General features: G+C 26.9%; 32 protein-coding genes. 20 read left to right on the top strand and 12 right to left on the bottom strand.

What is annotated here, in order from left to right; translation table 11 throughout:
- Positions 1-2: 2 nt before the first annotated feature.
- From EPJ79_RS00595 to EPJ79_RS00625, 7 genes are all read right to left on the bottom strand, one after another.
- Positions 3-1016 carry an alpha-hydroxy-acid oxidizing protein gene (locus tag EPJ79_RS00595; protein WP_147738045.1) on the bottom strand — a complete coding sequence of 338 codons (1014 nt, stop codon included), beginning with the start codon at positions 1014-1016 and terminating at the stop codon, positions 3-5.
- A 475-nt stretch (positions 1017-1491) separates the two neighbouring features.
- Positions 1492-2049: a DNA-3-methyladenine glycosylase I gene (locus EPJ79_RS00600; RefSeq protein WP_147738046.1), complete on the bottom strand. Its 558-nt coding sequence runs from the start codon at positions 2047-2049 to the stop codon at positions 1492-1494.
- 14 nt (positions 2050-2063) lie between these two features.
- Positions 2064-2552 carry a hypothetical protein gene (locus EPJ79_RS00605; protein ID WP_021958696.1) on the bottom strand — a complete coding sequence of 163 codons (489 nt, stop codon included), beginning with the start codon at positions 2550-2552 and terminating at the stop codon, positions 2064-2066.
- A gap of 11 nt (positions 2553-2563) precedes the next feature.
- The gene (locus EPJ79_RS00610) at positions 2564-3442 is read right to left on the bottom strand and encodes an RNA polymerase subunit sigma (protein ID WP_147738047.1); all 879 of its coding nucleotides are present in this window, start codon (positions 3440-3442) and stop codon (positions 2564-2566) included.
- Positions 3432-3902, bottom strand: a complete 471-nt coding sequence (locus tag EPJ79_RS00615; protein ID WP_147560256.1) for a DciA family protein — start codon at positions 3900-3902, stop codon at positions 3432-3434. The genes EPJ79_RS00610 and EPJ79_RS00615 overlap by 11 nt, the downstream gene beginning before the upstream one ends.
- 18 nt (positions 3903-3920) lie before the next feature.
- A complete protein-coding gene (locus EPJ79_RS00620; RefSeq protein ID WP_147527781.1) occupies positions 3921-4673 on the bottom strand; it encodes a tetratricopeptide repeat protein in 753 nt (250 codons plus the stop codon).
- The gene (locus EPJ79_RS00625; RefSeq protein ID WP_021958700.1) at positions 4663-5505 is read right to left on the bottom strand and encodes a hypothetical protein; all 843 of its coding nucleotides are present in this window, start codon (positions 5503-5505) and stop codon (positions 4663-4665) included. Before EPJ79_RS00625 ends, EPJ79_RS00620 begins: the two co-directional genes overlap by 11 nt.
- A 178-nt stretch (positions 5506-5683) precedes the next feature.
- Here EPJ79_RS00625 and EPJ79_RS00630 point away from each other — a divergent pair, with 178 nt between their 5' ends.
- The 20 genes from EPJ79_RS00630 (at position 5684) to EPJ79_RS00710 (ending at position 22182) form a co-directional block, all read left to right on the top strand.
- Positions 5684-6619, top strand: a complete 936-nt coding sequence (locus EPJ79_RS00630) for an ABC transporter substrate-binding protein (protein ID WP_147738048.1) — start codon at positions 5684-5686, stop codon at positions 6617-6619.
- A gap of 33 nt (positions 6620-6652) precedes the next feature.
- Positions 6653-7564 carry an ABC transporter permease gene (locus tag EPJ79_RS00635; RefSeq protein WP_147738049.1) on the top strand — a complete coding sequence of 304 codons (912 nt, stop codon included), beginning with the start codon at positions 6653-6655 and terminating at the stop codon, positions 7562-7564.
- A 3-nt stretch (positions 7565-7567) separates the two neighbouring features.
- Positions 7568-8356: an ABC transporter ATP-binding protein gene (locus tag EPJ79_RS00640; protein ID WP_021958073.1), complete on the top strand. Its 789-nt coding sequence runs from the start codon at positions 7568-7570 to the stop codon at positions 8354-8356.
- Between the two features lie 236 nt (positions 8357-8592).
- Positions 8593-8748, top strand: coding sequence for a hypothetical protein (locus EPJ79_RS11465; protein ID WP_158634338.1), 156 nt, complete (start codon positions 8593-8595; stop codon positions 8746-8748).
- A 19-nt stretch (positions 8749-8767) separates the two neighbouring features.
- Entirely contained in the window at positions 8768-8932 is a 165-nt protein-coding gene (locus EPJ79_RS11470) for a hypothetical protein (RefSeq protein ID WP_158634339.1), read from the top strand.
- Positions 8933-8951: 19 nt separating this feature from the next.
- Positions 8952-9737, top strand: a complete 786-nt coding sequence (gene rfbF, locus EPJ79_RS00645) for a glucose-1-phosphate cytidylyltransferase (RefSeq protein WP_147738050.1) — start codon at positions 8952-8954, stop codon at positions 9735-9737.
- A 2-nt stretch (positions 9738-9739) separates the two neighbouring features.
- Positions 9740-10807, top strand: coding sequence for a CDP-glucose 4,6-dehydratase (rfbG, locus tag EPJ79_RS00650; RefSeq protein WP_147738051.1), 1068 nt, complete (start codon positions 9740-9742; stop codon positions 10805-10807).
- 53 nt (positions 10808-10860) lie between these two features.
- Positions 10861-11703 (top strand): Rpn family recombination-promoting nuclease/putative transposase, encoded by an 843-nt coding sequence (locus tag EPJ79_RS00655; RefSeq protein ID WP_147738052.1) that lies wholly within the window; start codon positions 10861-10863, stop codon positions 11701-11703.
- Between the two features lie 51 nt (positions 11704-11754).
- Positions 11755-12519: a radical SAM protein gene (locus tag EPJ79_RS00660; RefSeq protein WP_208745249.1), complete on the top strand. Its 765-nt coding sequence runs from the start codon at positions 11755-11757 to the stop codon at positions 12517-12519.
- Complete coding sequence (locus tag EPJ79_RS11695) at positions 12489-12860, top strand: SPASM domain-containing protein (RefSeq protein ID WP_208745250.1); 372 nt, start codon at positions 12489-12491, stop codon at positions 12858-12860. Before EPJ79_RS00660 ends, EPJ79_RS11695 begins: the two co-directional genes overlap by 31 nt.
- Before the next feature lie 29 nt (positions 12861-12889).
- Positions 12890-14464 carry a lipopolysaccharide biosynthesis protein RfbH gene (rfbH, locus tag EPJ79_RS00665; protein ID WP_244289036.1) on the top strand — a complete coding sequence of 525 codons (1575 nt, stop codon included), beginning with the start codon at positions 12890-12892 and terminating at the stop codon, positions 14462-14464.
- Between the two features lie 72 nt (positions 14465-14536).
- Positions 14537-15070: a dTDP-4-dehydrorhamnose 3,5-epimerase gene (gene rfbC / locus EPJ79_RS00670; RefSeq protein WP_147738053.1), complete on the top strand. Its 534-nt coding sequence runs from the start codon at positions 14537-14539 to the stop codon at positions 15068-15070.
- A gap of 48 nt (positions 15071-15118) precedes the next feature.
- A complete protein-coding gene (gene rfbC / locus EPJ79_RS00675; RefSeq protein ID WP_147738054.1) occupies positions 15119-15652 on the top strand; it encodes a dTDP-4-dehydrorhamnose 3,5-epimerase in 534 nt (177 codons plus the stop codon).
- A gap of 369 nt (positions 15653-16021) precedes the next feature.
- A complete protein-coding gene (locus EPJ79_RS00680; protein WP_147738055.1) occupies positions 16022-16615 on the top strand; it encodes a hypothetical protein in 594 nt (197 codons plus the stop codon).
- Positions 16575-17126, top strand: a complete 552-nt coding sequence (locus EPJ79_RS00685; protein WP_147738056.1) for an FkbM family methyltransferase — start codon at positions 16575-16577, stop codon at positions 17124-17126. Before EPJ79_RS00680 ends, EPJ79_RS00685 begins: the two co-directional genes overlap by 41 nt.
- Positions 17127-17135: 9 nt before the next feature.
- Positions 17136-18011: an SDR family oxidoreductase gene (locus EPJ79_RS00690; protein ID WP_147738057.1), complete on the top strand. Its 876-nt coding sequence runs from the start codon at positions 17136-17138 to the stop codon at positions 18009-18011.
- 190 nt (positions 18012-18201) lie between these two features.
- Positions 18202-19326: a DegT/DnrJ/EryC1/StrS family aminotransferase gene (locus tag EPJ79_RS00695; RefSeq protein ID WP_147738058.1), complete on the top strand. Its 1125-nt coding sequence runs from the start codon at positions 18202-18204 to the stop codon at positions 19324-19326.
- A 1-nt stretch (position 19327) separates the two neighbouring features.
- Entirely contained in the window at positions 19328-19852 is a 525-nt protein-coding gene (locus EPJ79_RS00700) for a PglD-related sugar-binding protein (RefSeq protein ID WP_147738059.1), read from the top strand.
- 253 nt (positions 19853-20105) lie between these two features.
- The gene (locus tag EPJ79_RS00705) at positions 20106-21521 is read left to right on the top strand and encodes an AAA family ATPase (RefSeq protein ID WP_147738060.1); all 1416 of its coding nucleotides are present in this window, start codon (positions 20106-20108) and stop codon (positions 21519-21521) included.
- On the top strand, positions 21511-22182 hold the full coding sequence (locus EPJ79_RS00710; protein WP_147738061.1) for a hypothetical protein: 672 nt from the start codon (positions 21511-21513) through the stop codon (positions 22180-22182). Before EPJ79_RS00705 ends, EPJ79_RS00710 begins: the two co-directional genes overlap by 11 nt.
- 132 nt (positions 22183-22314) lie before the next feature.
- On the opposite strand, the gene EPJ79_RS00715 is transcribed toward EPJ79_RS00710, so the two are convergent.
- From EPJ79_RS00715 to EPJ79_RS00735, 5 genes are all read right to left on the bottom strand, one after another.
- Positions 22315-23022 carry a glycosyltransferase gene (locus tag EPJ79_RS00715; protein WP_147738062.1) on the bottom strand — a complete coding sequence of 236 codons (708 nt, stop codon included), beginning with the start codon at positions 23020-23022 and terminating at the stop codon, positions 22315-22317.
- A 67-nt stretch (positions 23023-23089) separates the two neighbouring features.
- Positions 23090-23620 carry a hypothetical protein gene (locus tag EPJ79_RS00720; protein WP_147738063.1) on the bottom strand — a complete coding sequence of 177 codons (531 nt, stop codon included), beginning with the start codon at positions 23618-23620 and terminating at the stop codon, positions 23090-23092.
- Positions 23601-23930: a hypothetical protein gene (locus tag EPJ79_RS00725; RefSeq protein ID WP_147738064.1), complete on the bottom strand. Its 330-nt coding sequence runs from the start codon at positions 23928-23930 to the stop codon at positions 23601-23603. Before EPJ79_RS00725 ends, EPJ79_RS00720 begins: the two co-directional genes overlap by 20 nt.
- Positions 23931-23935: 5 nt before the next feature.
- Positions 23936-25093, bottom strand: a complete 1158-nt coding sequence (locus EPJ79_RS00730; RefSeq protein ID WP_147738065.1) for an AAA family ATPase — start codon at positions 25091-25093, stop codon at positions 23936-23938.
- Positions 25094-25203: 110 nt separating this feature from the next.
- Positions 25204-26328 carry an FkbM family methyltransferase gene (locus tag EPJ79_RS00735; RefSeq protein ID WP_147738066.1) on the bottom strand — a complete coding sequence of 375 codons (1125 nt, stop codon included), beginning with the start codon at positions 26326-26328 and terminating at the stop codon, positions 25204-25206.
- Positions 26329-26332 lie beyond the last annotated feature (4 nt).

Consider the following 26332-nt stretch of genomic DNA (forward strand, 5'->3'; position numbering starts at 1 on the left):
AATTAAAATCTCACTACATCTCTGTTAATCTCTTTTAAACTATGAACTCCGCACATTGTCATAGCGTCTTCTAATTCAGCTCCAAGTTGATTAATATATGATTTTACTCCCTCCTCTCCGCCTCCGTATAAAGCTATAACAAAAGTTCTTGCTATAACTACTCCGTCAGCTCCAATTCCTAAAGCCTTTAATATATCCGCTCCGCTTCTTATTCCGCCATCAACTAAAATTTTTATAGTTCCTCCAACTGCGTCTACTATTTCGGGCAAAACCTCCGCAGTAGAAGCGCATTGGTCTAAAACTCTTCCGCCATGATTTGAAACTATTATAGCGTCAGCTCCAGATTCTCTAGCCTTAATTGCGCCTTTTGCCGTCATTATTCCTTTTATTATAAAAGGACGATTTGCAATTTTTTTTATCTCTCTTAATTCTTCAATAGTTTTGCTTCCAGCTTTTGGCGTGAGATTTTTCAAAAATGGAAGTCCCGCTCCGTCAATATCCATAGCGACAGCGAACGCGTTTGAATCCTCCACTAATTTCATTTTTTCTTTTATAATATCTATATTCCAAGGTTTAACGGTAGGAATTCCCATTCCGTTTTGTTCTTTTATCATATTTGTAGCTGCAATCATAACATTTGGATTGACTCCGTCTCCCGTAAAAGCGGCTATTCCAGAATCGTTGCAAGATTTTAACATTATATTATTATATTCTTCTTCGGTATATTTATCGCCGTAATGAAGTTGAACGGCTCCGACAGGTCCCGCAAATATTGGATATTTAAATTTTTTTCCGAATAATTCAAAACTCGTATTGACATCTTTATTTTCCGCTATCGTATCCATATTAAGACGAATTTCTTTCCATTTATCGTAATTTCTGATAGCGACATCTCCTATTCCTTTAGCACCAGGTCCTGGCATAGAATTTTTACATACCTTACCGTTACATATAATACAGGCTTTACAAAAACCCATGCAATCTTTTGCAACTTCTATAATTTCTTTATAAGTCATAATTAATCCTTAAAAATATATATTTAATATAATACCATATTTTATAGTAATGTCAAAAATATTGTAATTCATTATTTTGCATTTAATAATTCTTAAATATTAAAAATAAATAAAAAATACTTGTTTTTTTTAAATAATTGATTATACTTTAGGTAGATAGGATTTAAGCTTTGAGACATAACGCTACAATGAGTAATTGTTGTAGACTGTGCGGCTTATAGTCCTATCTTTCATTATTACCACTTTGACTTTTAGAAAATAATTGATTATACTATAAACGGGTTGGATATGTATTTGGAGTTTTTAACTGCATATTGAGTAATCGGTATGTGTTAGTGCCATACAATATCCAACCTTTATTTTATTAACTCTTGACTTTTATTAATTAATTTATTATATTAAGTATAGGTTGGATTTATAAATTGAGTTTAACGACATATTGAGTAATTGGTATGCACGGCTTTATAAGTCCAATCTATTTTTTATTATAAAACCTACAATTTATAGTATGGTCGTTAATTATCCCTATTCCTTGCAAATAACTATAAATTATAACGCTTCCCGTAAATTTAAATCCTCTTTTAATTAAATCTTTGCTTATTAAATCGGATAATTCGTTTCTTGCGGGCAGATTGTCAGTCGATTTTAATTTATTATTTATTCTTTTGCCTTTCGTAAAACTCCAAATATATTTATCGAAACTTCCAAATTCTTTTTGAACTTCAATAAATTTATTAGCGTTTATTATTAAAGCTTCCAACTTTCTTCTATTTCTAATTATTTCTTTATTATTCAAAAGCTCTTCCATTTTTTTAGAATCGTATTTAGATATTTTTTTATAATTAAAATTGTCGAATGCTTTTCGCATATTTTCTCTTTTATCTAAAATACATTTCCAATTTAAACCAGCCTGCATTCCTTCGAGTATAAGCATTTCAAATAATCTTTTTTCGTCATGACAAACTCTGCACCATTCTTCATTATGATATTTTATTTCAATTTCGCTTTTTGCCCATTTGCATATTCCTTTCATATAAATCCTTAAAATTATTCTATATTTATTTTAGATTGAATATTATCGACTTTAATATTATATTTTCCTTTTTTTAATTCCATAGAATAATTATTTTTCTCTCCAGATATATTTACTATTTTTTCTTTATTAAATTCTATAACGCAGTAATTTTTTATATCTCTAATATTTAAATAATATTCATTGTCGTTTTTACTAATTTCTATATTATTAAAAATATATATTTCGTTATCTTTATCTCCTCTTGCTTCAAGCGGTTTTATTTTTGAGAAAAAAGCCATAGATTCCACTATATTATTTTTTATATTTATTTCAGATTCTTTTTCCGTTATATCAAATATTTCAGAATCTTTAATATTTTTCATAATAAATAAATCGGACTTCAAATTATTTACTCTCATTTGAAGTTCCAAATTATTTTCAAGTTCGTCTAAAAATTCTTCGGATACTTTGATTCCGTCAAGATATTTTATAATCTCTTCTTCGTATTTTTTATTAATCATAAAAAACTCCTTTAATTATTAAAATTGTATTTAAAATTTTCTTTTAAATATTTTTTTATTTTATTTATAATTTTTGTAATCGCATTAACGCTTATATTAAAAAGTTTCGCTATAAAAGAATGCGGAACATTAAGTTTTATTGCCTGAAGTTTTTTTATTCTATTCTGCTTTTTGCTTGCCAAATGAACCGTCCAAAGCCCTTTGCTTTTATATTCCGAAATTTTCAAATTTATTTTCGCTATAGAATCTTGAAGTTTAATTATATCGTTATATTTATAAATATAAGTCGCTCTCGCTTTTTCTATTATAGAATAAGCTTCTTCGTAATTTATATTAAAATATTTCATTAAAGATTTTGTTATAAGATTTATAAATAATTCCAAATTATGAATGAAAAAAATTAAAGAGTCTCTTTCTGTAAATATATTTTCTATACAATTAAATATTTTCAAAGATATCTCTTCTATATTGTCGTTATCAATATCGTCAATAGAATAAACGGAATATTTTTTTGTATCGTATAAAACATCATGCAATGTTAATGCTTCTCTATCGCATAAAGGAGCGTCTATAGAGATTTCAGTTTTTTTATATTTTTCTTTTCTCTTTTTATAATCGATATAATTTAAATATCCGTTTCTTAAAGTATATGTAAACCAAGTTATAAATTTTGTTTCAGTTTCATTATACTTTAATAAAATATTTTCTATTCTTTCAATATAATATAAATAAAAATCCATTGCGATTTCATGATTTACTCCGAAAACTTTTCTTGCATAATTATAAATATATTTCGACAAATGATTTACAATTTCTTTAAAAGTTATAACGCTTCTTGCAGTTTTATATTCGGATACTAATTTTTTTATTATTTTATCGTCAATTAGCATCTTTATCCTCTTTTACATTTTCTAAAATTCTATAAAATATCTCTTCAATTTTTTTATCGTCTATATTCGATTCTTTTATAACTTCTAAAATCCAATTTTTATGTTTTTCGCTTATTTCATTTTTAGAAATATTTTGATTATCATAAATATTTTTATCAATAGAATTATTATTTTCTTCGTTTTCTATTTCTCCAACTCTCGTTCTTAATTCCGATACTATTATATCCGTTTCTTTTTTTATATTCTTAAAAATATTTAGTCTATTCATTGAAATTTCATTAGCCCAAACGGAGTCCGCAACCGTTAAAGTTAAAATTCCATTTTTATAAAAAGAAGGATAACAAATTTTAGAAAGCGTCTCGCCAATTATTATATTCCACTTTTGAGCGATTTTAAGATAAGCGAATAAATTAATATTTCTTTTAGAATATTCGTTTAATATATTTTCTATAGTATGCATAATATTTCCAAAAATATATTATCTATTTGTATTTGCATTATTTGTATAATTTTTGCTTCCTATCGGCTTTACTTCCATATCTTCATTATATTCAAAATTTTTATTAATATTCTGATTTTGAGGATTTTCCGCAAAACCTAATAAAGTTTTTACTCTTAATATAGAACCCGCCACATCTTTATAATTTTTATCCAATTTATAAACATCTTCGTAAATCTGAAGAGCGGAATTATAATTTTTATCTCTCTCATAAGTTGCGGCAAGATTAACCATATATACGATATTATTCGGATTATAAATATTTGCTTTTAAAAAAGAAGCTTCCGCCAATTTATAATTTTCTGTGTATAAATATAAAAGCCCTAAATAATTATTAACATAAGCGTCATTTGGATTTAAATCGACAGAATACCTTATTGATTCTATAGCTTCGTTTGTCTTTGCTAATTTATATAAAGCGTATCCTTTTTGAAAATATAATTTCGGCGAAAATCTATTTATAATTATTCCGTTTCTTGCGACTCTCAACATATTATTATAATCTTCCCGATACATATAAATATTAGCAAGAATTTCAAAATATTCTATTTTTAAAATAGGAGAATTATTTATTTCGTATTCAAATAATTCCGCCGCTTTAATATAATTTTTAGAATTATAATATTTGTAAGCGTTTTCTATATTTGTTTTATTATATATAAAATCTTCCGAATACAATAATAAATTGAATATTAATAATTCTAATAAAATAAAAATAATTTTAATTTTCATCTTTTCTAAAACTTTGCAATCTAAAATCGTTTATCATAGCCGAAGCGTAAATTAAAGTAGCGTTATATATTTCTTCTTTGTTTTTTCCCTTAAAAAAAGAAAATACTCTTGGCGATTCTGAACTTAAAGATTCGGGAAGTATTATTTGATTATCAAAAGTCTTTTTTAACGCTATCGCTTTTATGCTGTCCATTTTGTCAATAAAAGAATGCAAGAAAAATCCCGACTCTTTAAGAATAAATTGCTCCGACCTGTTTGCTCCTTCTCCTTTTTCTAAAGCGAATACATAATCTGAAAATATTTGAGGAACTTTACTTTCTCCAACAGGCATAACAAACGGTTGAAATTTATTATCATAATCTTTTATTGCAGTTTCAACGACATAATCGCCCGCAGGACCGCATGAAAAATATCTTATAACGCAAAAACAATTATATAATTCCTTAAAAGCTCCGTATAAATGAGATATCTCTTCTTCGGCTTTAGGATGAATATATTCCGAAGGATATTTTTCAATGGCGCTTCTAAATTTTTCTATCATACTGTCGACTTTATTCATAAAAGAATTTTCTTTAGCTTTTTTTTCTTCCGCTTCTTTTCTTTCCTTTTCTAATTCTCTCTCTCTCAATCTATTTTTTATATCTTCCAATATATTTATTTCAAGAAGCAAATAATTTGATAAATCTTGTCTATTTTGCAAAGCCTCTCTATATCTATCGTTAAAGCTTTCGATATTATAAATTTTATTTCCGTATTTTTTAGCTCCCTCTTCATATTCGTTTCTAATTTTCGATAGAGTGACATTTATTTCCTTATCGCTCAAACTTGACATATAAACTCCTTCTTTATTTTAATTATTAAGTAATTATATTATTTTTTTTAACAAAATCAATAATAAAAAACTTATTATTTAATAATTTTTTGATAATTTTTTATATTAAATAATTGACAATAATTCTTTATATAGTATAATAACTTCTTAATATAACTTTATAATTTTGGAGTATTATATGAAATACATTTATTACTTATTTATTATTCTTTCATTATTATCATGTAAGAAGACAAGTCAAATAAAGATAGGAGTTTTGCAGTTAATAGAGCATAACGCGCTTGATTCTGCATATAAAGGTTTTGTTGACGGACTTAAAGAAGCGGGCTATGAAGACGGAAAAAATATAATAATAGATTATCAGAATGCTCAAGGCGAACAGGCAAATTGCATTACTATAGGACAAAAGTTTATTAACGATAAAAGCGATTTAATATTAGCGATAGCGACTCCAGCGGCTCAAGCTATAGCGAATATGACTAAAGATATACCGATATTAATAACCGCCGTTACAGACCCTGCAGATTCTAAATTGGTTGCGGATAATAACGCTCCAGGCGGAAATGTTACAGGAACTTCGGATTTGACTCCCGTAGAAGCTCAAATAGAATTATTAAAAGAAATAATACCTAATGTAAAAACCGTAGGACTTTTATATTGTTCAAGCGAACAGAATTCGGTATTTCAAATAAATATAGCGAAGAAAAAATTAGACTCTATGGGAATAAAATATATAGATATTGCAATTTCAAACCTTAATGAAATTCAGCAGGTTATACAAAATGTTATAGGAAAGGTTGAAGCGATTTATACTCCTACAGATAATATGATTGCAAATGGAATGGCTACCGTAGCTTTAATGACAGAGCCTGCCAAACTTCCCGTTATTTGCGGAGAAGGTGGAATGACTATGCTTGGCGGAACTGCAACTTACGGAATAAATTATTATGAACTTGGAAAATTAACTTCAACTCAAGCGGTTTCAATATTGAAAGGAGATAAAAAAACTGCCGAAATGCCGATAGAATATTTGCAAAAATTTGATTTGGTTGTTAATACAAATATGATAGAATCTATAGGCTTAACTATACCAGAATCTCTATATAATAAATAATTAGTTTAATTTGATATTAAAGGATATTAATTAATGTTAGAAGGAATTTATCTTGCCATTCAAGGAGCGGCTTCTCAAGGAATAATTTGGGGAATAATGACGCTTGGAGTTTATATAACTTTTAAGGTTTTAGATTTTCCTGATTTAACCGTTGACGGAAGTTTCGCTTTGGGCGGAGCGGTAAGCGCGATATTAATATCAAACGGCATGAATCCTTTTATAACTTTATTTTTTTCTTTTTTAGCTGGTTCTTTGGCTGGACTTGCTACGGGAATATTGAATACAAAATTGCAAATTCCCGGAATATTAGCGGGCATTTTAACAATGATAGCTTTATATTCTATTAATATAAGAGTTATGGGAGGAAGACCTAATATACCGCTTTTGGGAATGGCAACTTCATTGACTATTATTCAAAATATTCTTTCTTTAAGTAAAGTCGTATCCGATTTATTAGTTGGTTTTGTATTTTCCGTATTTATAGTTCTTATTATGTATTGGTTTTTTGGCACTGAAATGGGATGCGCAATAAGGGCAACGGGAAATAACGAAAAAATGATTAGAGCTTTAGGCGTTGATACTAATGTAATGAAAACAATCGGGCTTATGATTTCAAACGCTTTAGTTTCTCTTTCGGGCGCTTTAGTTACTCAAAGTCAGGGATATGCCGATGTCGGAATGGGAACGGGAACTATAGTTATTGGACTTGCATCGGTTATTATAGGAGAGGTTATTTTTGGTAATAGATTTAATTTTTTATATAAATTATCTTCTATTGTAATGGGTTCTATAATTTATAGAATAATAATAGCGATAGTTCTTCAATTAGGTTTAAAAGCTACGGATTTAAAACTTCTTACGGCGATAATAGTGGCAATAGCGCTTTCAGTTCCCATGCTTAATAAAAAAGCCAATAAAATATTAAGCCCTAAAAGAAAAGGATAATTTATGCTCGAATTAAAAGAAATATATAAAACATTTAATAGAGGCACTATAACCGAAAAAAAAGCCATTAACGGAGTTGATTTAAAATTAAACGAAGGCGATTTTGTTACGGTTATCGGCGGAAATGGAGCGGGAAAATCTACGCTTTTAAATTTAATAGCGGGAGTTTATGAAGCGGATTATGGAAGAATACTTTTAGACGATATAGATATTACCTATAAAAAAGAACATACAAGAGCGGGACTTTTTGGAAGAGTATTTCAAGACCCAATGACAGGAACGGCTTCAAATATGGGAATAGAAGAAAATCTTGCGCTTGCAAAAAGAAAGGGAAATCCAAGAACTTTAAAATGGGGAATAACTAGAGCGGAGAGAAGCGAATATATTGAAAAATTAAAAAGGCTCGATTTAGGTTTGGAAAAAAGATTAAATTCTAAAGTCGGGCTTTTATCGGGAGGACAGAGGCAGGCATTAACTTTATTAATGGCAACTTTGAAAAAACCACGACTACTTTTGCTTGATGAACATACGGCGGCTTTGGACCCAAAAACTGCAAAAAGAGTTCTTGAACTTACCGAAGAGATAATAAGCGAAGACAAACTAACCGCTTTTATGGTTACTCATAATATTAAAGACGCTATTCATTATGGAAATAGACTTATAATGATGAATGACGGACGAATTATTTACGATGTTTCGGGAGAAGAGAAAAAATCTTTAGAAATTTCCGATTTACTTAAAAAATTTGAAAATGAAGAAAACGCTTTAAGCGATAAATTATTATTGTCTTAAAATAGAAATTAATAAAATACTTTTTGATAGATAAATTAATAAATATTTGATTTATATAAAAACTGCATATTTTATATAATTTTTTATTTGTTTTAATGCTTGACATTTTTTATTAATATGTTATAATTCTTTTAAAGTAATTGTTAAGTGTAAATTATATTGCTTTACAATTTTTATAAAAAATGTATAATATTAAAAAAATTGATTGTAATTGTCGAAAAAGGAGAGCATGAAAAATGAGCGGATGTAAATTCTACAATACAATACAATACAATACAATACAATACAATACAATACAAGCCATTATTATAATTATTGGCGATTTTTTCATTGCAGAATTAAAGAATTATTTGAAACATTTAAACGCTTTCTCTTGCGTTCACAAAAATTAACTTTTAAGGAGATAACTCTATGAAATCTAAAAATAAAAATTTATTTCTAAAAATTTACATTCCTTTTGTAATTCTTACAATTATTGCTCTAATAGTTTTACAAAATTTAGGCTATAAAAATAGAATTGGATATTTAGCCGACTTTAATTTGAATATTGAAAGAACTTTGGAATTAAATAATTAATAATCAAGGAAAGAAACAAATGAAAACTGTAATACTTTCAGGCGGGCTTGGAACAAGACTCGGAGAAGAAACTGCTATTCGTCCAAAACCATTAGTTGAAATTGGAGGACGCCCAATAATTTGGCATGTAATGAAAATCTATTCGTATTACGGAATTAACGATTTTGTGATTCTGCTCGGATATAAAGGTTATATGATAAAAGAATTTTTTGACAATTACAGAAGACATTTATTCGATATGCGGCTCGATTTTAAGAAAAATAAATCTGAAATATTGAGAAGAAGCAAAATTGAAGAAGAAAAATGGAAAATAGAACTTGTCGATACAGGAGAAAATAGTATGACAGGCGGAAGATTAAAAAGAGCTTTTGAATATTTGAAAGATGAAGATACTTTTTGTTTAACTTACGGAGACGGAGTTTCAAATATAAATGTTAAAGAAGAAATAAAATTCCATAAAAAACATGGAAAAATAGCCACTATTGGAGCGGTATTTCCTCCAGCAAAATATGGCGCAATAAGTATTAATAAAAACGATATGGTTGTAGATTTTGTTGAAAAACCAAGAGGAGATAACGCTTATATAAACGGCGGATTTTTCGTATTGAATAAAGAAATTTTTAATTATTTGGAAGACGATTCTACAATATTTGAACAAAAACCTTTAAGAGAATTATCTAAAAATAATCAATTAATGGCTTTTAAGCATGAAGGTTTTTGGCAATGTATGGATAATCAAAGAGAGAAAGCTTTACTTGAAGAGATGTGGAACGACAATAAAGCTCCTTGGAAATTATGGAAATAAAAATGAAGAATATAATCGAAGTTTTTAAGAATAAAAAAATTCTAATTACGGGACATACGGGATTTAAAGGTTCTTGGCTTTGTAAATTATTATTGGAATTAGGCTCTAAAGTAAGCGGAATATCTTTACAAGCCGAAAAAGTCTCTTTATATAATTTGCTTAAACTCGATAACGAAGTAGAATCTCATATATGCGATATTAGAAAATTAAAAAATATTGAGAATATTGTAAAAGAAATAAATCCCGATATTATTTTTCATTTGGCAGCTCAGCCTTTGGTAATAGAAAGTTATAATAATCCCGTTTATACTTTTGAAACAAATATAATAGGAACGATTAATATACTTGAAGCTTTAAGAAAATTAAATAATTTGGAATGCGCGATAATGATAACCACCGATAAAGTTTACGATAATAAGGAATGGGTTTGGGGTTATAGAGAAAACGATTCTTTAGGAGGAAACGACCCTTATTCTTCTTCAAAAGCATGCGCAGAATTAGCAATAAAAAGTTATAAGAAAAGTTTTTTTGAAAATTTGAATATAGCTACGGCAAGAGCGGGAAATGTTATTGGCGGAGGCGATTTTGCAAGAGATAGAATAATTCCCGATATAGTGAGAGCGATTGAAAGAAACGAATCTGTTGAATTGAGAAATCCAAATAGCGTTCGCCCTTGGCAGCATGTTTTGGATGTTTTAAACGGTTATTTACTGCTTGCATATAATCTGATTGAAAATAATAAAAATATTTCTGCAAATAAAAACGGAGAATTGCCAAGTTATAATTTTGCTCCAATAGACAATAAACAAACCGTTGAATATATAACTAAAGTTTTTATAGACAATATAGGCAAAGGAAATTATAAAATAAAATCTCAAAATACGAATAAAAAAGAAATGAATATATTGCGTTTAGATTCTTCTTTGGCAAGAAAAGAATTATTATGGGAAGAAAAATTTGACACGGAAGAAGCCGTAAAACAAACCGCTTTATGGTATAGAGAATATTTGAATAATAAAGATATAACTGATAAACAGATTAAAGATTATACAAATAGTTTTTATTATTGAAAAATAAAATAATTATTATAAAATATAATCATATTAAAAAAATGAGAGTATAAATGAATAAACCTTTTAATGCATTAAATGATTGTTTTGTTCGGTATTTCTTTACTGATAAAGGAGGCGAGAAAGTTTTACTTGATTTTATAAACGCCGTTATGATTAGTGCAGACATGAAAACTTTTAAAGCGGTTGAAATTCTTAATCCGTTTAATCTTAAAAAGCATTACAATGATAAAGAGACAATCGTTGATGTAAAATGCATTACAAAAAATGGAACGGTTGTAATTATCGAAGTTCAATTATCGGGTAATTCAAGATTTCCAGAAAGAATACTTTATTATTGGTCTGCAAATTATAGTAAACTTTTAAAGAAAGGCGAAGAGTATGAAGACTTAACGCCTGTAATAAGTATCAATCTTCTTAATTTTAATCTTAATAAAAATGATAAAAATGTGCATAGTTGCTATATGATTTACGATACAAAAAGCGAGAAATTATTAACAGACCACTTGCAAATACATATAATAGAATTAAAAAAATTCAAATTCAAAGATAATGATTTAAAAAAGGATTTAAATTATTGGCTTGGATTTTTCACTACAAAAGATATGGAGGAATATATGTCAGAGATAGTAAAAGAAAAACCTATAATGGAAGAGGCGCATAAACGATATAATAATTTTATTAGAAGTCGATTAATGATGAGCGAGTATGAGAAAAAAGAAATTTATCAATACGATAAACAAATAACGCTTAAAGAAGAAAGACAAGAAGGTAGAAAAGAAGGTATAAAGGACGAAAAATATTCAATAGCTAAAACCTTAAAACAAATGAATATGGATAATGAATCTATAAGTAAAGCCACAGGTTTACCGATTAATGAAGTAGAAAAACTTTAATTGAGTTCTTAAAATAGAAAATATACGAATGAATTAAAAAAGGAAAACATTATGATAATAAGAGCTAAAACTAAAGAATTATTACAAACAAGAGAATTAACTCAAAGACAAAAAGATAATACAAAATTAAATAAAGAAGAAATGGATAATAAATCCACAATATTAAAATCTTATCCTCAAAGGTTGGTATTAGAATTAACTAATGCATGCAATTTAAGATGCATTATGTGCGGAAGGGATGAAGCCGAATTTGCGCCTACGGTTTTCAAATTGGATTATTTAAAAAAACTTGAATATTTACTTAATATAGTAGAAGAAGTCACTCTTTTTGGATGGGGCGAACCGACTATGCATCCTCAATTCATAGACATATTAAAATATTTAAACGATTTTCCCGTAAGAAAATATTTTGTTACAAACGGAATGAGATTAAATAAAATAAAAGACGCTTTATTTGATTATAAAGTCGATATTATGGCTATAAGTTTGGACGGAGCAAAACCCGAAACGAACGATAGAATAAGATTTGGCGGTAATTTTGATTTTATAATTAAAAATATAAAAGAAATAGTAAAACAAAAAAGAGAAAGGAATTTGGATTATCCTTATATGAATTTCGTTATGACATTGATGGATTCAAATATAGAAGAACTTCCAGATTTAGTCTCTCTTGCATCCCAAATAGGATTGCAGGAGGTAAAAGGAGTTTATTTAACCGTATTTACAAAAAATTTGTTAAATGAAACGCTTTATAATAAACGAGACAAGGTTGCATATATATATATATGCAAACCGAAGAGCTTGCTAAAAAGTTGAATATAAAATTAAAACTTCCGTATCTTCAAGGCGAGGATATTGCTGGCGATAAATATCATAAAGATTGTTTTGTAGCATATAGAGATTTCTTTTTAGCTTCGGATGGTTTTGTTCGTCCTTGTCAGTCGACAGCGGTTAAATTTTTGAAGTTTGAAGATTACGATAATTTTGAAGATATGTGGAATGGGCATGAATTTCAAGAGTTTAGGAAAAATGTTAATGATAAAAATTCTATGTGCAATGAATGTAAAAGATGTTTTCAATCTTCGCATGCAAATTGGAATAATGAATTGTCTTTTATACAAATTAATCAGCAATTCGCTCCAGAATGGGAAAAATAATTTAAAATTATAATATAGAGGTAAAAATAATGAACAGAGAGAAAATTTTAGAATTGGTTAGAGAATTCGCGAAAGAAGAATATTCTAATAAAGAATTTATTGAAGGAAAAAGCGCAGTTCCCGTTTCGGGAAGAGTTTTTGATGAAGACGATATTACTACTTTAGTCGATAGCGCTTTAGATTTTCATTTAACTACTTATAGATATAACGATGAATTTGAAAAATGTTTAAGAGAATTTTTCGGGTTAAAATATGCGTTGACTTGTAATTCTGGTTCTTCGGCTAATTTAATCGCCGTTTCTTCTTTAACTAGTCATTTGCTTAAAGAAAGAGCATTAAAATATGGTGATGAAATTATAACCGTTGCGGCGGGCTTTCCTACGACTGTTAACCCGATTCTTCAAAATAATTTGATTCCCGTATTTGTAGATGTGGAACTTAAAACTTATAATGTCGATATTAAAGAAATAGAAAAAGCAATAAGCGAGAAAAGTAAGGCTATTATTTTAGCTCATACTTTGGGAAATCCTTTCAATATTGATAAAGTAAAAAAGATATGCGAAAAATATAATCTATGGCTTATAGAAGATTGTTGCGATGCTTTCGGAACTAAATATAACGGAAAAAAGACGGGAACATTTGGCGATATTGCCACTTTAAGTTTTTATCCCGCTCATCATATAACTATGGGAGAAGGCGGAGCGGTTATGACGAATAATCCAATTCTTAAAAAAGCTATGGAAAGCATAAGAGATTGGGGACGAGACTGTTTTTGTCCTCCAGGACAGGATAATACTTGCAAACAAAGATTTACTCAAAAACTTGGTAGTTTGCCCGAAGGATACGACCATAAATATACTTATTCGCATTTGGGTTATAACTTAAAAATTACCGATATGCAAGCGTCAGTAGGTTATTCGCAGATTAAAAAAGTGAACGGATTTATAGAGAAAAGAAAAGAAAATTTTATCAAGATTAAAGATAAATTAAAAAGATTTGAAAAATATTTTATTCTACCCGAAGCTCAAGAAAATAGCGAACCTTCATGGTTTGGTTTTTTAATTAGCGTTAGAGAGGATGCTCCTTTTAATAGAAACGATATAGTTAAATATTTAAATGATAAAAAAATAGGAACGAGGCTTTTATTTGCGGGAAATATTATTAAACAGCCTTATATGAAAGACAGAAATTATAGAGTTATTGGCGATTTGAAAAACTCCGATTTTATAATGAATAATACTTTTTGGATTGGAGTTTATCCTGCTATTAACGATAAAATGATTGAATATATTGAAAAATGTTTTGAAATATTTTTAGAAAATAATGCAATAGAGAAGAGAAGAGAAGAGAAGAGAAGAGAAGAGAAGAGAAGAGAAGAGAAGAGAAGAGAAGAGAAGAGAAGAGAAGAGAAGAGAAGAGAAGAGAAGAGAAGAGAAGAGAAGAGAAGAGAAGAGAAGAGAAGAGAAGAGAAGAGAAGAGAAGAGAAGAGAAGAGAAGAGAAGAGAAGAGAAGAGAAGAGAAGAGAAGAGAAGAGAAGAGAAGAGAAGAGAAGAGAAGAGAAGAGAAGAGAAGAGAAGAGAAGAGAAGAGAATTTCCCTAACTGATTGCTTATATTTTACAACTAATATTTATAAATGTCAATACCCTCTTTATCAAAAATATGGAGAGTATGCGGCATGAATATAGAAAAAACAAATATTGAAGGCGCTTATATAATTCAAAATAATTATATAGAAGACGAAAGGGGATATTTTTTGAGGCTATTTTGTAATGACGAATTGAAAAAAGCTGGCATTGATTTTGAAGTTAAACAATCAAATATGAGTTATAGCGCTAAAAAAGGAACTTTAAGAGGTATGCATTATCAAGTAGAACCTTATGGTGAAATAAAAGTTGTTCGATGCATAAAGGGAGCGGTATTTGACGCTATAGCCGATATAAGAAAAGATTCGCCAACTTACGGAAAACATTTTACTGTAGAATTATCCGAAGAAAATGGAAAAATGATATATATTCCGCCGTATGTAGCGCATGGAATACAAACTCTTGAAGACGATAGTATGATATGCTATTTTGTAGGGGCTTCTTTTATTCCTAACGCTTACGGATATTTAAGATGGGATGATAAATTTTTTAATATTAAATGGCCAAAATGCGAAAATAGAATAATGAGCGAAAAAGATAAAAATATTCCAGATTTTAAACCTTGATATAGTTATTAAAATAGTTTTTTAATAAAAATAAATAAAGAGAATAGCATGAAAATTGATAAAACAAATATTGAAGGCGCTTATATAATTCAAAATAGTTATATAGAAGACGAGCGAGGGTATTTTTTGAGAGTTTTTTGCAATGAAGAATTGAAAAAATATAATTTGAATTTTAATTTAGTTCAAGCAAATATAAATTATAACAAAAAGAAAGGAACTTTACGAGGCATGCATTATCAAATGAAACCTTACGCCGAAATAAAAATTGTTCGATGCATAAAAGGAGCGATATTTGACGCAATAGCCGATATAAGAAAAGATTCGCCAACTTATGGAAAATATTTTACTGTAGAATTATCCGAAGAAAACGGAAAAATGTTATATATTCCTCCGTATGTAGCTCATGGATTTCAAACTTTAGAGGACGACTCAATGGTGTCTTATTTTTTAAGTTCCGCTTTTATGCCAGACGCTTACGGATATTTAAGATGGGACGATAAACTTTTTAATATTAAATGGCCAAAATGCGAAAATAGAATAATGAGCGAAAAAGATAAAAATATTCCAGATTTTAAATTTTAATATGATTGTAAAAATAATATCTTGACAAACAAATAATTTTTTGTTATAATATTCTTATGAAAAATAGTAAAGATAATATTGAAGTAAAAAATTAAGCGATTTATTCGGAATGAAGCGAAAAATTTGGAAGCTATAGAAGAATATAAAAGATTTACTTCAGACGGGAAAATTATACGAGAATATTACGCGCAGAATGCATTATTATTAGTATAAAAAATTATGTTTAATAGAGAATGAGAAGAAGAAAGAATTTCTATGGCAAAAAAAATTAAATCAAAAAATATGGATGCTAACCTTATAAATGAAATAATAGGATTAAGCATAAAAGAAATTTAAAGACTTTAATTAAAAAATATAGGAGTATATTTTATGAAAACTAAAACAGAAATAAGAATAGATAAAATAGTTTGGTGGATACCTACAAGGAAAATAAGAGATAGAGTTAGAGATAAAATGCTTTTGAATAATTATAAAATTATAGAGCAAGAAATAGCAGAAAAAAGATTAAAATTAAAAGAAGAATGTAGAAAAAACGGATTAATTTATGTAAGTCATGGAGAGTATTTAACCAAGCTAGCCCAATATTATAGAAAATTTCCAGATGAGTTTATGAAAGAGATGGAAGAGTTTAAAAAAGGTATGGATAATGAAGATTTGGAATATTTAGAATATTTTATGAATCAAATAAAATACGCTCCCGATGGAATAGATATACCTTATTTAATATTTGATAATAGTTCTTTGAAATTTTTTAGCAAAGAGCAGGAAATAGTATATTTTAATGAAGAATCAATTTATAATTATTTGAAGAAAGAATTTGGAAATATAGATTATATAAAACTTTATCTTTTATATTTTAAAAGAGGCATATCATATTTACCAAAATATATAATTAGTAAATTTAAAAATACTGTATGTATTGATGGGGGGGGGGTATATCGGGGATACCGCTATATTTTTTAGTAAGTATGATTTTTCAGAAGTATATGCTTTTGAGCCAGATATTGTAAATTTTAATACTGCAAAGAGAAATATTAATAACTATAAAAATAAAAATAATATTAAAATTTTAAATATGGGAATAGGAAACGAAAATTCAAAATTAAATTTGCAATTTAATGATTTTATAGATGCTGGTAGTTCTTTCAAAAAAAGTATAAGCGATGAAGATAAATCATATACTGTAGATGTGGTGAAAATTGACGATTATTTTAAAGATAGAAAAAATAAAATAGGGTTAATAAAATTAGATATAGAAGGATTTGAAGAGGAAGCTTTAATTGGAGCGGAAGAAATAATAAAGAATGATAAACCCGTATTGCTTGTGGCTGGATATCATGATTGGGTATCATTTAAACAGATGTTTAGAATAAAAAAATGGATAGAAAATTTGAATTTAGGATATAAAATAATGTTTAGACAAATAGGATATACAGAAATACTTACTTGGTGTTTTATATGCTATGTTGAATAATTATTAATTATGAAAAAAGTTATAGTTACGGGAATAAACGGATTAATCGGGCAGTATATATCAAAACCTCTTAAAGATTTGAATTTTGAAGTTTATGGAATAGGCAGAAAAGATTTTATAACAGATAAATTTAATTATAAAAAATGCGATATTAATAATTCTTTAGAAACTAAAAGTTTATTTAAAGAAATAAAACCTCAATATTTGATTCATTTAGCTTGGGATACAAATAAAGGCTATTTAGAATCGGACGATAATTTTGATTTAGTAGCTTCTTCTATTAATATGCTTAAATATTTCAGAGAAAATGGCGGTGAAAAGGCTTTATTTACGGGAACATGTTTTGAATATAAATTTAAAGACTATCCGATTAAAGAAGAAGACGAACTAAAACCGAATACTATATATGCAAAATGTAAAAATTATTTAAGAGAGATTTCAGAATTATATTGCGATAAAAATAATATCGATTTTTGCTGGGGAAGAATTTTTTATACATACGGAGCTAACGAACATCAGAATAGATTATTTCCATATATAATTAATTCTCTTAATAATGGTAAAAAAGTTTCTATTAATCATTCGCACTTAAAAAGAGATTATATTTTTGCGGGAGATGTTGCAAAAGCCATATCTTTAGTTTTGAATTCTAAATTTAACGGAATAATTAATATATGCAGCGGAAAATCTATAAGTCTTGAAAATATTGCCATAACAATAGCCAAAAAATTAAATAAACTTGAATTATTGGATTTAAAAAAACTTGAAACCAAAGAACCCGATAGTATAGTAGGGGATAATTCTATTTTATTAAACAATTTTAATTTTAATTATAGGGAAATAGAGAATTTTATATGTTCCGATAATGTAGATTCTGTTAACTAATTTTACAATAATTAATATAAAATGTCAAATTTTAAGCATTATTATTAAATATTACGCTTTAAAATTAATATTTTTATAATTAATTTCACTTAATATTAAAATCAATATATAAAATAATACAATAAAAGATACAATTTTATTAAAGTTCAATACAAATAAGTTAACATAATCTACATTATAGGAACATACTATGAGTTTGAGCCAAATTTATTATTCAAAACCTTCTATAACTGAAAAAGAAATTTCTTATGCTACGAATGCTGCGGCTAACGGTTGGGGAAGTAAATGTTACGAGTATATAAACAAATTTGAAAATATGTTTAAAGAATATTTGAATGTTAATTATACTATTGCCACTTCAAGTTGCACGGGAGCTTTGCATATGGGACTTTATGCGCTTGGAATAAAAGCTGGAGATGAAGTGATAGCACCCGATATAACTTGGGTTGCAACTATATCGCCTATAATATATCTTGGAGCGACTCCCGTTTTGGTAGATGTTAATGAAAAAGATTGGTGTATAGATACGAAAAAAGTTGAAGAAGCTATAACGGAAAAAACGAAGGCTATAATCGGAGTTCATCTTTATGGTAATTTATGCAATATGGATGAACTTTTGAGAATATCAAAAAAGTATAATATTCCAATAATTGAAGATTCTGCGGAAGGTTTGGGTTCGATATATAAAGGCAGAAAAGCGGGTTCGATTGGTAAATTTTCGGCTTTTTCTTTTCATGGAACTAAAACATTAACGACAGGCGAAGGCGGAATGTTCGCTACAAACGACAGCGAATTATACAATAAAATATTGACATTATCGAATCATGGAAGGAATAAAAATCAATATAAACAATTTTGGTTTGATGTAATAGGATTTAAATATAAAATGTCGAATATTCAGGCGGCTATAGGATGCGCGCAAATGGAAAGAATAGACGAGCTTGTTAATAGAAAAATTGAAATATTTGAAACATATAAACAAAAGTTAAAAGATTTTCCTTTACGACTCAATCATACTCCTAAAGATTGCGTTAATAGTTATTGGATGACTACGGCAATATTCGATAACGATATTAATTTTGACAGAGAAAAACTTTTGAAAGAATTCAAAGATAATAATATAGACGGAAGAGTATTTTTCTATCCTTTGTCTTTAATTTTCAAAGATAGCGCCGATTTTAATAAAATGAGAGTAAAAGAATATAATTCGGTTTCATATTCTATTTACAATAGAGCTATTAATCTTCCATGTTATCATGATATAAATGAAAGCGATATAGACAGAGTTGTAGATTGTATAAGAAGGAGTATATAGAATGAAAAATATTATTATATGGGGGGCTAAAGGACAAGGTTTAATGGCAAAAGAAGTTGCGCAAGAACTCGGTTTAAATTGTATTAGTTTTTTTGATAATAATAGAAATATAAAGTCTCCGTTAAAAGATATACCTATATATTACGATATTGAAGAATTAAAAAGATTTGAAAATGAATATTTTACGGTTGGTATAGGTTATGACCATAATATAGACAGATATAAAATATCTAAAAAATTGTCAGATTTAGGATTTAAATCTATAAAGTTAATATCAACAAAAGCTTATGTTTCTCCGTCTTCTTCAATTATGGATGGCGTTCAAATTTTTGCTAATTCAGTAATAATGCCAAAAGTATATATAGGAGAGTATTCGTCTATTAGTCCATCTGTGACAATATCACATGACTGTATAATAGGTAAAGGAGTTTTTATGAGTGCGGGGATTACATTATGCGGTGAAGTAGAAATAGGAGAATTTACTGTTATAGGCGCTGGAGCTACTATATTACCAAGAATAAAATAGGAAAGAATGTTGCAATAGGTGCGGGTTCTGTGGTAACAAAAGATATTAATGATAATCAAATAGTTTATGGTAATCCTGCAAAATTAAGGTTATAAATAAATTAAAGGATTATTTTTTATTTTTAATGTAAATTTTTAGATAAAATTAAATTATAAGGTATTGATAAATATTATATAAAATATATAATTATTCAACATAAATATTACGATACTTATATAATCGTAAAGTGAAAATATAAGGCTAATTAATTAAAATGTTAATAAAATTTTCAATAGAAAATTATAAATCTATTTATGATAAACTTGAGTTGGATTTTACAATAAAAGTAAATGAATCTAATAAAAAAGAAGTAGAAGAGAATCCTTTTGTTATAAAAATAAACGAAGATTATATTTCAAAATTATGTTTATTCTATGGACATAACGGTTCTGGAAAAACAAATATATTTGAAGCTTTATTTAATTTATCCTTATGCAATCATAATAATTCTCTTTTAAAATTATTATATGAACCAAACTGTATTTGCGAAAAAGGCAAAGAATCAAAATTTGAAATCCAATTTTATTCAAATAAATTAAACGATTCTAATGAATATTCATTATATAAATATGAAATCGGTATAAAAAATAAAGATATAGAAAATAATAATTTTACTAAAAAAAATATACAAATTACTTCTGAAATTTTAAAAAAAGGCGATGATACAATTTTTGAAAGAGAAAATAATAAGTTAATTAATAATATAATTACTAATGATAATAAAATTATGATACCTTCTAATAGAACTGTTTTATCATTTTTTAGAAGTATTCATACTAAAGAAGATGAATATTTTAATAACATAATAAATTATTTTAAGCTATTTGAATTATTACCGAGTGCTACTCCTTCATTAAAATCTTTATCAAATTCAGATTTTATAGGCGAGTTTTCTAATAGAATATATAATAAATTAGACAGCTTAAAAATTTTAGATTTCTATATAGACCTTATAAAAATAGCCGATGTTGGAATAGACAATATGACCTTTGAAACAAAAGAAAATGATAAAAAGCCTTTAATAAATTTTTATAATTCATTAGAAAGAGATAGTAATAGAAAAGAATTATCAGAAGACAAAAAAGATGAATTAAAGCTCATATTAAAAATTATTAAAAGAGGAATAGAAAATAATTCTTTTCCTCCCAATCGTAAACAAATTTTCACCTATAGGAATAAATGGAAAAAGCCTTTTGAAGAAGTTGAATCAGACGGAACAAAAATGTATGCTTCGCACATGTTTAATATAGTAATAGCCTTAAAAGAAGGACGCTTATCATTGCATGATGAATTCTATGGAGTGCAAAGCGATTTAATAAAAACCGCTTTTCTATTATTTACTAAAAATAGATATAAAGAAATAGAACAAACTTCACAATTATTTATGACTACGCATGATATAGAATTAATGTATTTTAAATATTTATTACTGGAGCAAATAAAATTTGTCGTAAAAGACGAAAATAAAACTTATGTATATTCTGCATCAGATATAGAAGGATTAGATAAAAATAATTTAGTAGAATGCTATAGAGAGAATAAATTAGGTGCTAAATATTTTCCAAGAGCTTACGATATACCAACGATTATATCTAAAAATACCGAAGAGAAAATGAAAAATGAATCATAATATCCAAAACTTAACTAAAACTAAAACAACTTTAATTTGTTTATCTACTGGAAAATATGAAAAAAGATACTTGGAAAAAATATTAAAAAATAAAAATAAAATAAATTACCATAATACCGATAGCGAACTAAATCAATTGGATTATCGTCATGAAAATAAAGATATGGAAATCAAAGCTATAAAAGGTATATGTGATACTATAAACGGTAAATTAAATGACCAACTTTCATTTGGTAATCAAAATAGCGATTATTTATTAGTCGTTATAACGGATTGTGATAAAGCGCCTTTTTCTGCTTTCGATAACCTAAAAAATGCTATCAAAAATATAATATCTAATAATGGTAATTTTAGTGATATAAAATGTTATTTCATATTCTCCTATAGAGGTTTTGAAGATTGGATGCGATTTTATTACGATAATGGTAATGAGTTAATAAAGAATCTTAAAAGTATAAAAAATCAAGTAAAGAAAGATATAAATGATGAAAATATAACTATTTTTAATAATCATAAAAAAGCTGTGGACAATTATTATGAAATGGTTAAATATAGCGAGCCTGTAAGTAGCTATGAAGAAATAGAAGAAATCCCATATTCCGATTTTCCTTACTTTTTTGAATTTTTAGATAACGATTATAATACTGATATATTAAATTAATTATAAAACTTTACTATTTATAGATATTAAAATTTGATTCGATGGACGAAATGTTATATAAAATGGATAATATGGATAGGTGTATTAAAGTTTTAGCGGAGTAGGTTATTATAAATTAATTGAAAAATACATTCAAAAAATAAACCTATCCAAACTGCCGTCATGTAAAAAAGAATCGTATTGTTTTGGAGTTCCTTTTGAATAGGAAAGCCAATTAGGTTTGTTTAATTCTTCTTTCAATAATTCATTATCTAAATTAAATAAGTTTTTATATTCGCCTATGCTTTCAAAAAATATATCTATAGCTTTTAAATTATTTTTATCGTTTATATTCCAATTTTTTTTACTCTTTTCGATATTTATTATTTCGTTAAAAACCTTTTGCCATTCCAACGACATTTTTTCTATAGAGAATTCTTTTTTCGCATATTCTTTTGTATTACGACTTAAAATGTTTAATAATTTTTTGTCTTTATATAATTCTTCAATTGCATTTATATATTCATTTTCATTCGAGCATATAATACCGCAATTTGATTTAACCATGTATTTTTCCATAGGATTATCTAAAACTACGGGAACTAACCCCGAACTCATAGCTTCTTGCAAAGATTGGTCACAAGTGCCAAAATGATTTCTGTTAAGAGGATAACCAAATATATCACTTATCTTTATATAAGATTCTACATCCGAAGTTTTGCCGACAAAATTAAATTTATGAGCGATTCCCATTTGTTTAGCTTTATTTTCTAAAATTAAATTATTGGGACCTCCTAATACTATAAATTTTATATTAGGAATTTTTATTTTATCGCAAATTTCTAAAAAATTAGGGTGCATTTTTACAAAATCAACCGTTCCTACATATAAAACATTAAAATTATCTGTTGTGTTTATCCGTTCTAAATTATACCATTTGTTTAGGTTTGAGGTAGACCATATATATATATATATATATATATATATATGAAGAATTATTATTATTTTTTACTTCTTTAGTGTTAAAACTCATTGGAGTCGTAAAAATAAATTTATCAGGATAATTTAAAATTTTATTTGTAAAAACATTCGGAGGATAAAGTCCCGATATATGCGACCACATTACAATTCTGCATTTTGGAAGTTCGTTTCTAATTAAAAAATTGTATAGCAAAGGATGATTCCAAAAATGAATTAAAATAATATCATATAATTCTATACTTTCAATTAATTCTTTTATTTTAAATTGCATATTATCTTCGAGTTTAAAGCCGATATTTTTAGACTTATTTTTTGCATTATCATTGGCATAATCTAAACAGTAGACCGAATGATTAAAATTATTATCGTTTTTAACATATTCCAAATAGTCTAATAATACCGTTCCGACACCTCCTCCCAAATGCGGAGTAATATGCATTATTGATTTTTTTGAGTTACTATTTAATTTTAGTTTCATAAAAATTATTAAACTCTTCTTCTTCGATTCCCTCTTCTTTAAAAACTTCCATATAAAAGTTTTTTAATTCGTTTTTAACTGTTTCAGTATTAGGTGTAAAATCTTTAGGAAAACTTGAAAATTCTCTCAAATTAATTACTTCTTTGTATAAACATTTTTTTAGTAAAGCTTTTTGGAATACTCTCAAATAATTTCCAATACTATTTTTTAATGGGTCATAATTTTTAGTATAATTATCCCTATTCCAAAAATATTTCTGATATTTTTGGAATATAGATTCTAATATAGAGTCAAATTTATCCTTATCCATTAGAATTAATCCTCCATATTATATTTAGATATAATTGAAGGAGTATAATCTGTTCTTCCTCTTACTATATTATTAATGGTTTTATCAGTTAGCTCAATTTTATCTATTGTTCTATCAAAAGAGACGGCATTTATACCATTAAGAACTATGTTTTCCTTAAAGTATTTATTATAGAGCATTCCTAAATTATGCATAGAAAATATTAATTTTGCTTTCTTTTTATTTAAAGCATTATTGCAAAATAGTTTCATTATAATATCTATAATTACATCTTGATGCAAACTTGAATCTAATTCGTCTATAAATAAATATCCTCCATTTTCTAATATTTGAAAAACTGTCGGCATTAATATAAATAGTTTTTTAGTTCCATCCGACTCCTCTTCGAAATTGAGTTTATAAGTATTATTATCTACATAATGAACTCCATAAGGAGCATAAATTTTTTTGCTATATATTTCGTTTCCTTCTATTTCGATTCGTTTCTTATTTAGCTCTTCGTCTTTTTCTAATACTTCCGACATAATTGAAATTAATGTTGGGTCGGCATCGCTGATTATTTTAGATATTTTTTTATTACTGATATTAGATATTACCGCATCGTCAAAATTAGGCATATGTTTTTGAGTATAAGTTTGTATATTAGAACCTATACTATTTATTATATCATACACTTTTGAAAATTCTTCGTTATTTTTATTTTGTTTATCGTTTAAACTTAATAAAAAGAAAGTAGATAAATGCAAAGCTCCTTTGGCTATAACAAGTTTTCTATTATCAAGTGTAAGTGTATTTTCTTTTCTATTAAAATAGGTAGTTTCATCATTTGATAGTTTTTCTTCTTTAATCATTTCCGAATTAAATTTTATATAATAATTATATTGCCTACCGTTATTTTGCCAAGAAATTCCATAATAGCATTCTTTATCTTTAGTTTCTTTATTAAAAAGATAAGGTTTATAAATATATTTAAGCGATATAGAATTATCTAAAGTTAATATACTACTAATATTTTCTATCGCTTCAAATATGCTACTTTTACCGCTTGCGTTTCTACCTATTATGGCTATTACATTTTTTTCATCGCTTATCGATAATGTTGCTTTATTTCTAAATGTTTTAAAGTTTTCTATATCTATTCTTACATTTGATATATTTTCCAAATTATCCTCCTATGTTTTTTATTATCGAAACTTTTTTAATAAAATTTATAAAATCAAATCCGATAATAATCATATATTCTATGCAGCTTCCATAAAGCAGTATTCAAACATTACAAGATGTCTCGTCTCGTCTCGTCTCGTCTCGTCTCGTCTCGTCTCGTCTTTTCTATCCAACAATATAAAACAGTATCGTCAAAAGTTATATTATGATGTCTCAAAGCAAATTTATATTCTGGAACTAAATTCTTAATAAATTCAGGTATCGTTAATAAATCGTCTGGTTTATGATATACGCTTATAGCCATTTTAGGTTTATAATTCTTAATCGTATTTATCGCTCCTTTTAACATATTTATCTCATACCCTTCTATATCGGATATAAGAAAATTAATCTCTTTACCATTTAAAAAATTATCCACAGAACAAGTTTGTATTTTTATTGTATTTTCTTTAATATTTGAAACTCTATTGCATAATAAATCTGAATTATCATTAAATTCTAATGTTTCATTTTTATCTGAAACTCCTAAATTAACAAGAGATATTTTATTATCATTAATAGCCCATTCTTTTTTTAGCCTTTCAATTCTTATATTCATAGCTTCAAACTGCTTTTTACCTGGTTCAAAAGCATATATATGTTTAAATCCTCCAAGCCTTGAATATATAATTCTTTCTACAGTATCGCCCGTATATGCGCCTACATTAAAAAATATTTCGTTTATACTACCAAATTTAAATTTTGGAATATCAAAATATTGATTATCTGAGTAAATATTTTGACATAAACTTTCACAACCTGTTATTTTAGCATAAACCAATGTATCGAGTATTTTTTTAGAATTATTATCGTCCATCATATTTCTTGTATTTAAAAAATCATAAAATCTTTTTATAGCAAGATATTTTTCAAATGACATTATATGTTTATATAAATGTTTATTTTCTTCTATGATTTCATCTATAGAATGGTGAGCTGTAATTAAAACTGCTTTTGAATTTTTAGATGGGTCAGAATCTTTAGAAACTATTTCAATATTATTAATTTTAGTTCCATGTTTATTTGGGTTATTATCGATAAAACAATTAATTTTATAGCCATTTTTAATTAAATATTCGGAAACAAATTCGCCATATTGTCCCGCTCCAAATAATGAAACGCCTTCTTTTTCTATTATTTTATCTATATCATAGATTTCCTTTTTATGTTCTTCGTAAAGTTTATTAATATCCATAAAA

It is taken from the genome of Brachyspira aalborgi (assembly GCF_008016455.1).
Classification (GTDB): Bacteria; Spirochaetota; Brachyspiria; order Brachyspirales; family Brachyspiraceae; genus Brachyspira; species Brachyspira aalborgi.

What these genes read in the sequence shown, in the direction of transcription:
- EPJ79_RS00605 (WP_021958696.1), bottom strand. Translation starts at nt 2,552, where the DNA reads ATGATTAATAAAAAATACGAAGAAGAGATTATAAAATATCTTGACGGA.
- EPJ79_RS00715 (WP_147738062.1), bottom strand. Translation starts at nt 23,022, where the DNA reads ATGCACCCTAATTTTTTAGAAATTTGCGATAAAATAAAAATTCCTAAT.
- EPJ79_RS00655 (WP_147738052.1), top strand. Translation starts at nt 10,861, where the DNA reads ATGAATAAACCTTTTAATGCATTAAATGATTGTTTTGTTCGGTATTTC.
- EPJ79_RS00700 (WP_147738059.1), top strand. Translation starts at nt 19,328, where the DNA reads ATGAAAAATATTATTATATGGGGGGCTAAAGGACAAGGTTTAATGGCA.
- EPJ79_RS00640 (WP_021958073.1), top strand. Translation starts at nt 7,568, where the DNA reads ATGCTCGAATTAAAAGAAATATATAAAACATTTAATAGAGGCACTATA.
- EPJ79_RS00685 (WP_147738056.1), top strand. Translation starts at nt 16,575, where the DNA reads ATGGGGGGGGGGTATATCGGGGATACCGCTATATTTTTTAGTAAGTAT.
- EPJ79_RS00610 (WP_147738047.1), bottom strand. Translation starts at nt 3,442, where the DNA reads ATGCTAATTGACGATAAAATAATAAAAAAATTAGTATCCGAATATAAA.
- EPJ79_RS00660 (WP_208745249.1), top strand. Translation starts at nt 11,755, where the DNA reads ATGATAATAAGAGCTAAAACTAAAGAATTATTACAAACAAGAGAATTA.
- rfbC (WP_147738053.1), top strand. Translation starts at nt 14,537, where the DNA reads ATGAATATAGAAAAAACAAATATTGAAGGCGCTTATATAATTCAAAAT.
- EPJ79_RS00705 (WP_147738060.1), top strand. Translation starts at nt 20,106, where the DNA reads ATGTTAATAAAATTTTCAATAGAAAATTATAAATCTATTTATGATAAA.
- EPJ79_RS11695 (WP_208745250.1), top strand. Translation starts at nt 12,489, where the DNA reads ATGCAAACCGAAGAGCTTGCTAAAAAGTTGAATATAAAATTAAAACTT.
- EPJ79_RS00720 (WP_147738063.1), bottom strand. Translation starts at nt 23,620, where the DNA reads ATGAAACTAAAATTAAATAGTAACTCAAAAAAATCAATAATGCATATT.
- EPJ79_RS00615 (WP_147560256.1), bottom strand. Translation starts at nt 3,902, where the DNA reads ATGCATACTATAGAAAATATATTAAACGAATATTCTAAAAGAAATATT.
- EPJ79_RS00680 (WP_147738055.1), top strand. Translation starts at nt 16,022, where the DNA reads ATGAAAACTAAAACAGAAATAAGAATAGATAAAATAGTTTGGTGGATA.
- EPJ79_RS00695 (WP_147738058.1), top strand. Translation starts at nt 18,202, where the DNA reads ATGAGTTTGAGCCAAATTTATTATTCAAAACCTTCTATAACTGAAAAA.
- rfbG (WP_147738051.1), top strand. Translation starts at nt 9,740, where the DNA reads ATGAAGAATATAATCGAAGTTTTTAAGAATAAAAAAATTCTAATTACG.
- EPJ79_RS00710 (WP_147738061.1), top strand. Translation starts at nt 21,511, where the DNA reads ATGAATCATAATATCCAAAACTTAACTAAAACTAAAACAACTTTAATT.
- EPJ79_RS11465 (WP_158634338.1), top strand. Translation starts at nt 8,593, where the DNA reads ATGAGCGGATGTAAATTCTACAATACAATACAATACAATACAATACAA.
- EPJ79_RS00600 (WP_147738046.1), bottom strand. Translation starts at nt 2,049, where the DNA reads ATGAAAGGAATATGCAAATGGGCAAAAAGCGAAATTGAAATAAAATAT.
- rfbC (WP_147738054.1), top strand. Translation starts at nt 15,119, where the DNA reads ATGAAAATTGATAAAACAAATATTGAAGGCGCTTATATAATTCAAAAT.
- EPJ79_RS00630 (WP_147738048.1), top strand. Translation starts at nt 5,684, where the DNA reads ATGAAATACATTTATTACTTATTTATTATTCTTTCATTATTATCATGT.
- rfbH (WP_244289036.1), top strand. Translation starts at nt 12,890, where the DNA reads ATGAACAGAGAGAAAATTTTAGAATTGGTTAGAGAATTCGCGAAAGAA.
- EPJ79_RS00735 (WP_147738066.1), bottom strand. Translation starts at nt 26,328, where the DNA reads ATGGATATTAATAAACTTTACGAAGAACATAAAAAGGAAATCTATGAT.
- EPJ79_RS00620 (WP_147527781.1), bottom strand. Translation starts at nt 4,673, where the DNA reads ATGAAAATTAAAATTATTTTTATTTTATTAGAATTATTAATATTCAAT.
- rfbF (WP_147738050.1), top strand. Translation starts at nt 8,952, where the DNA reads ATGAAAACTGTAATACTTTCAGGCGGGCTTGGAACAAGACTCGGAGAA.
- EPJ79_RS00690 (WP_147738057.1), top strand. Translation starts at nt 17,136, where the DNA reads ATGAAAAAAGTTATAGTTACGGGAATAAACGGATTAATCGGGCAGTAT.
- EPJ79_RS11470 (WP_158634339.1), top strand. Translation starts at nt 8,768, where the DNA reads ATGAAATCTAAAAATAAAAATTTATTTCTAAAAATTTACATTCCTTTT.
- EPJ79_RS00595 (WP_147738045.1), bottom strand. Translation starts at nt 1,016, where the DNA reads ATGACTTATAAAGAAATTATAGAAGTTGCAAAAGATTGCATGGGTTTT.
- EPJ79_RS00635 (WP_147738049.1), top strand. Translation starts at nt 6,653, where the DNA reads ATGTTAGAAGGAATTTATCTTGCCATTCAAGGAGCGGCTTCTCAAGGA.
- EPJ79_RS00725 (WP_147738064.1), bottom strand. Translation starts at nt 23,930, where the DNA reads ATGGATAAGGATAAATTTGACTCTATATTAGAATCTATATTCCAAAAA.
- EPJ79_RS00625 (WP_021958700.1), bottom strand. Translation starts at nt 5,505, where the DNA reads ATGTCAAGTTTGAGCGATAAGGAAATAAATGTCACTCTATCGAAAATT.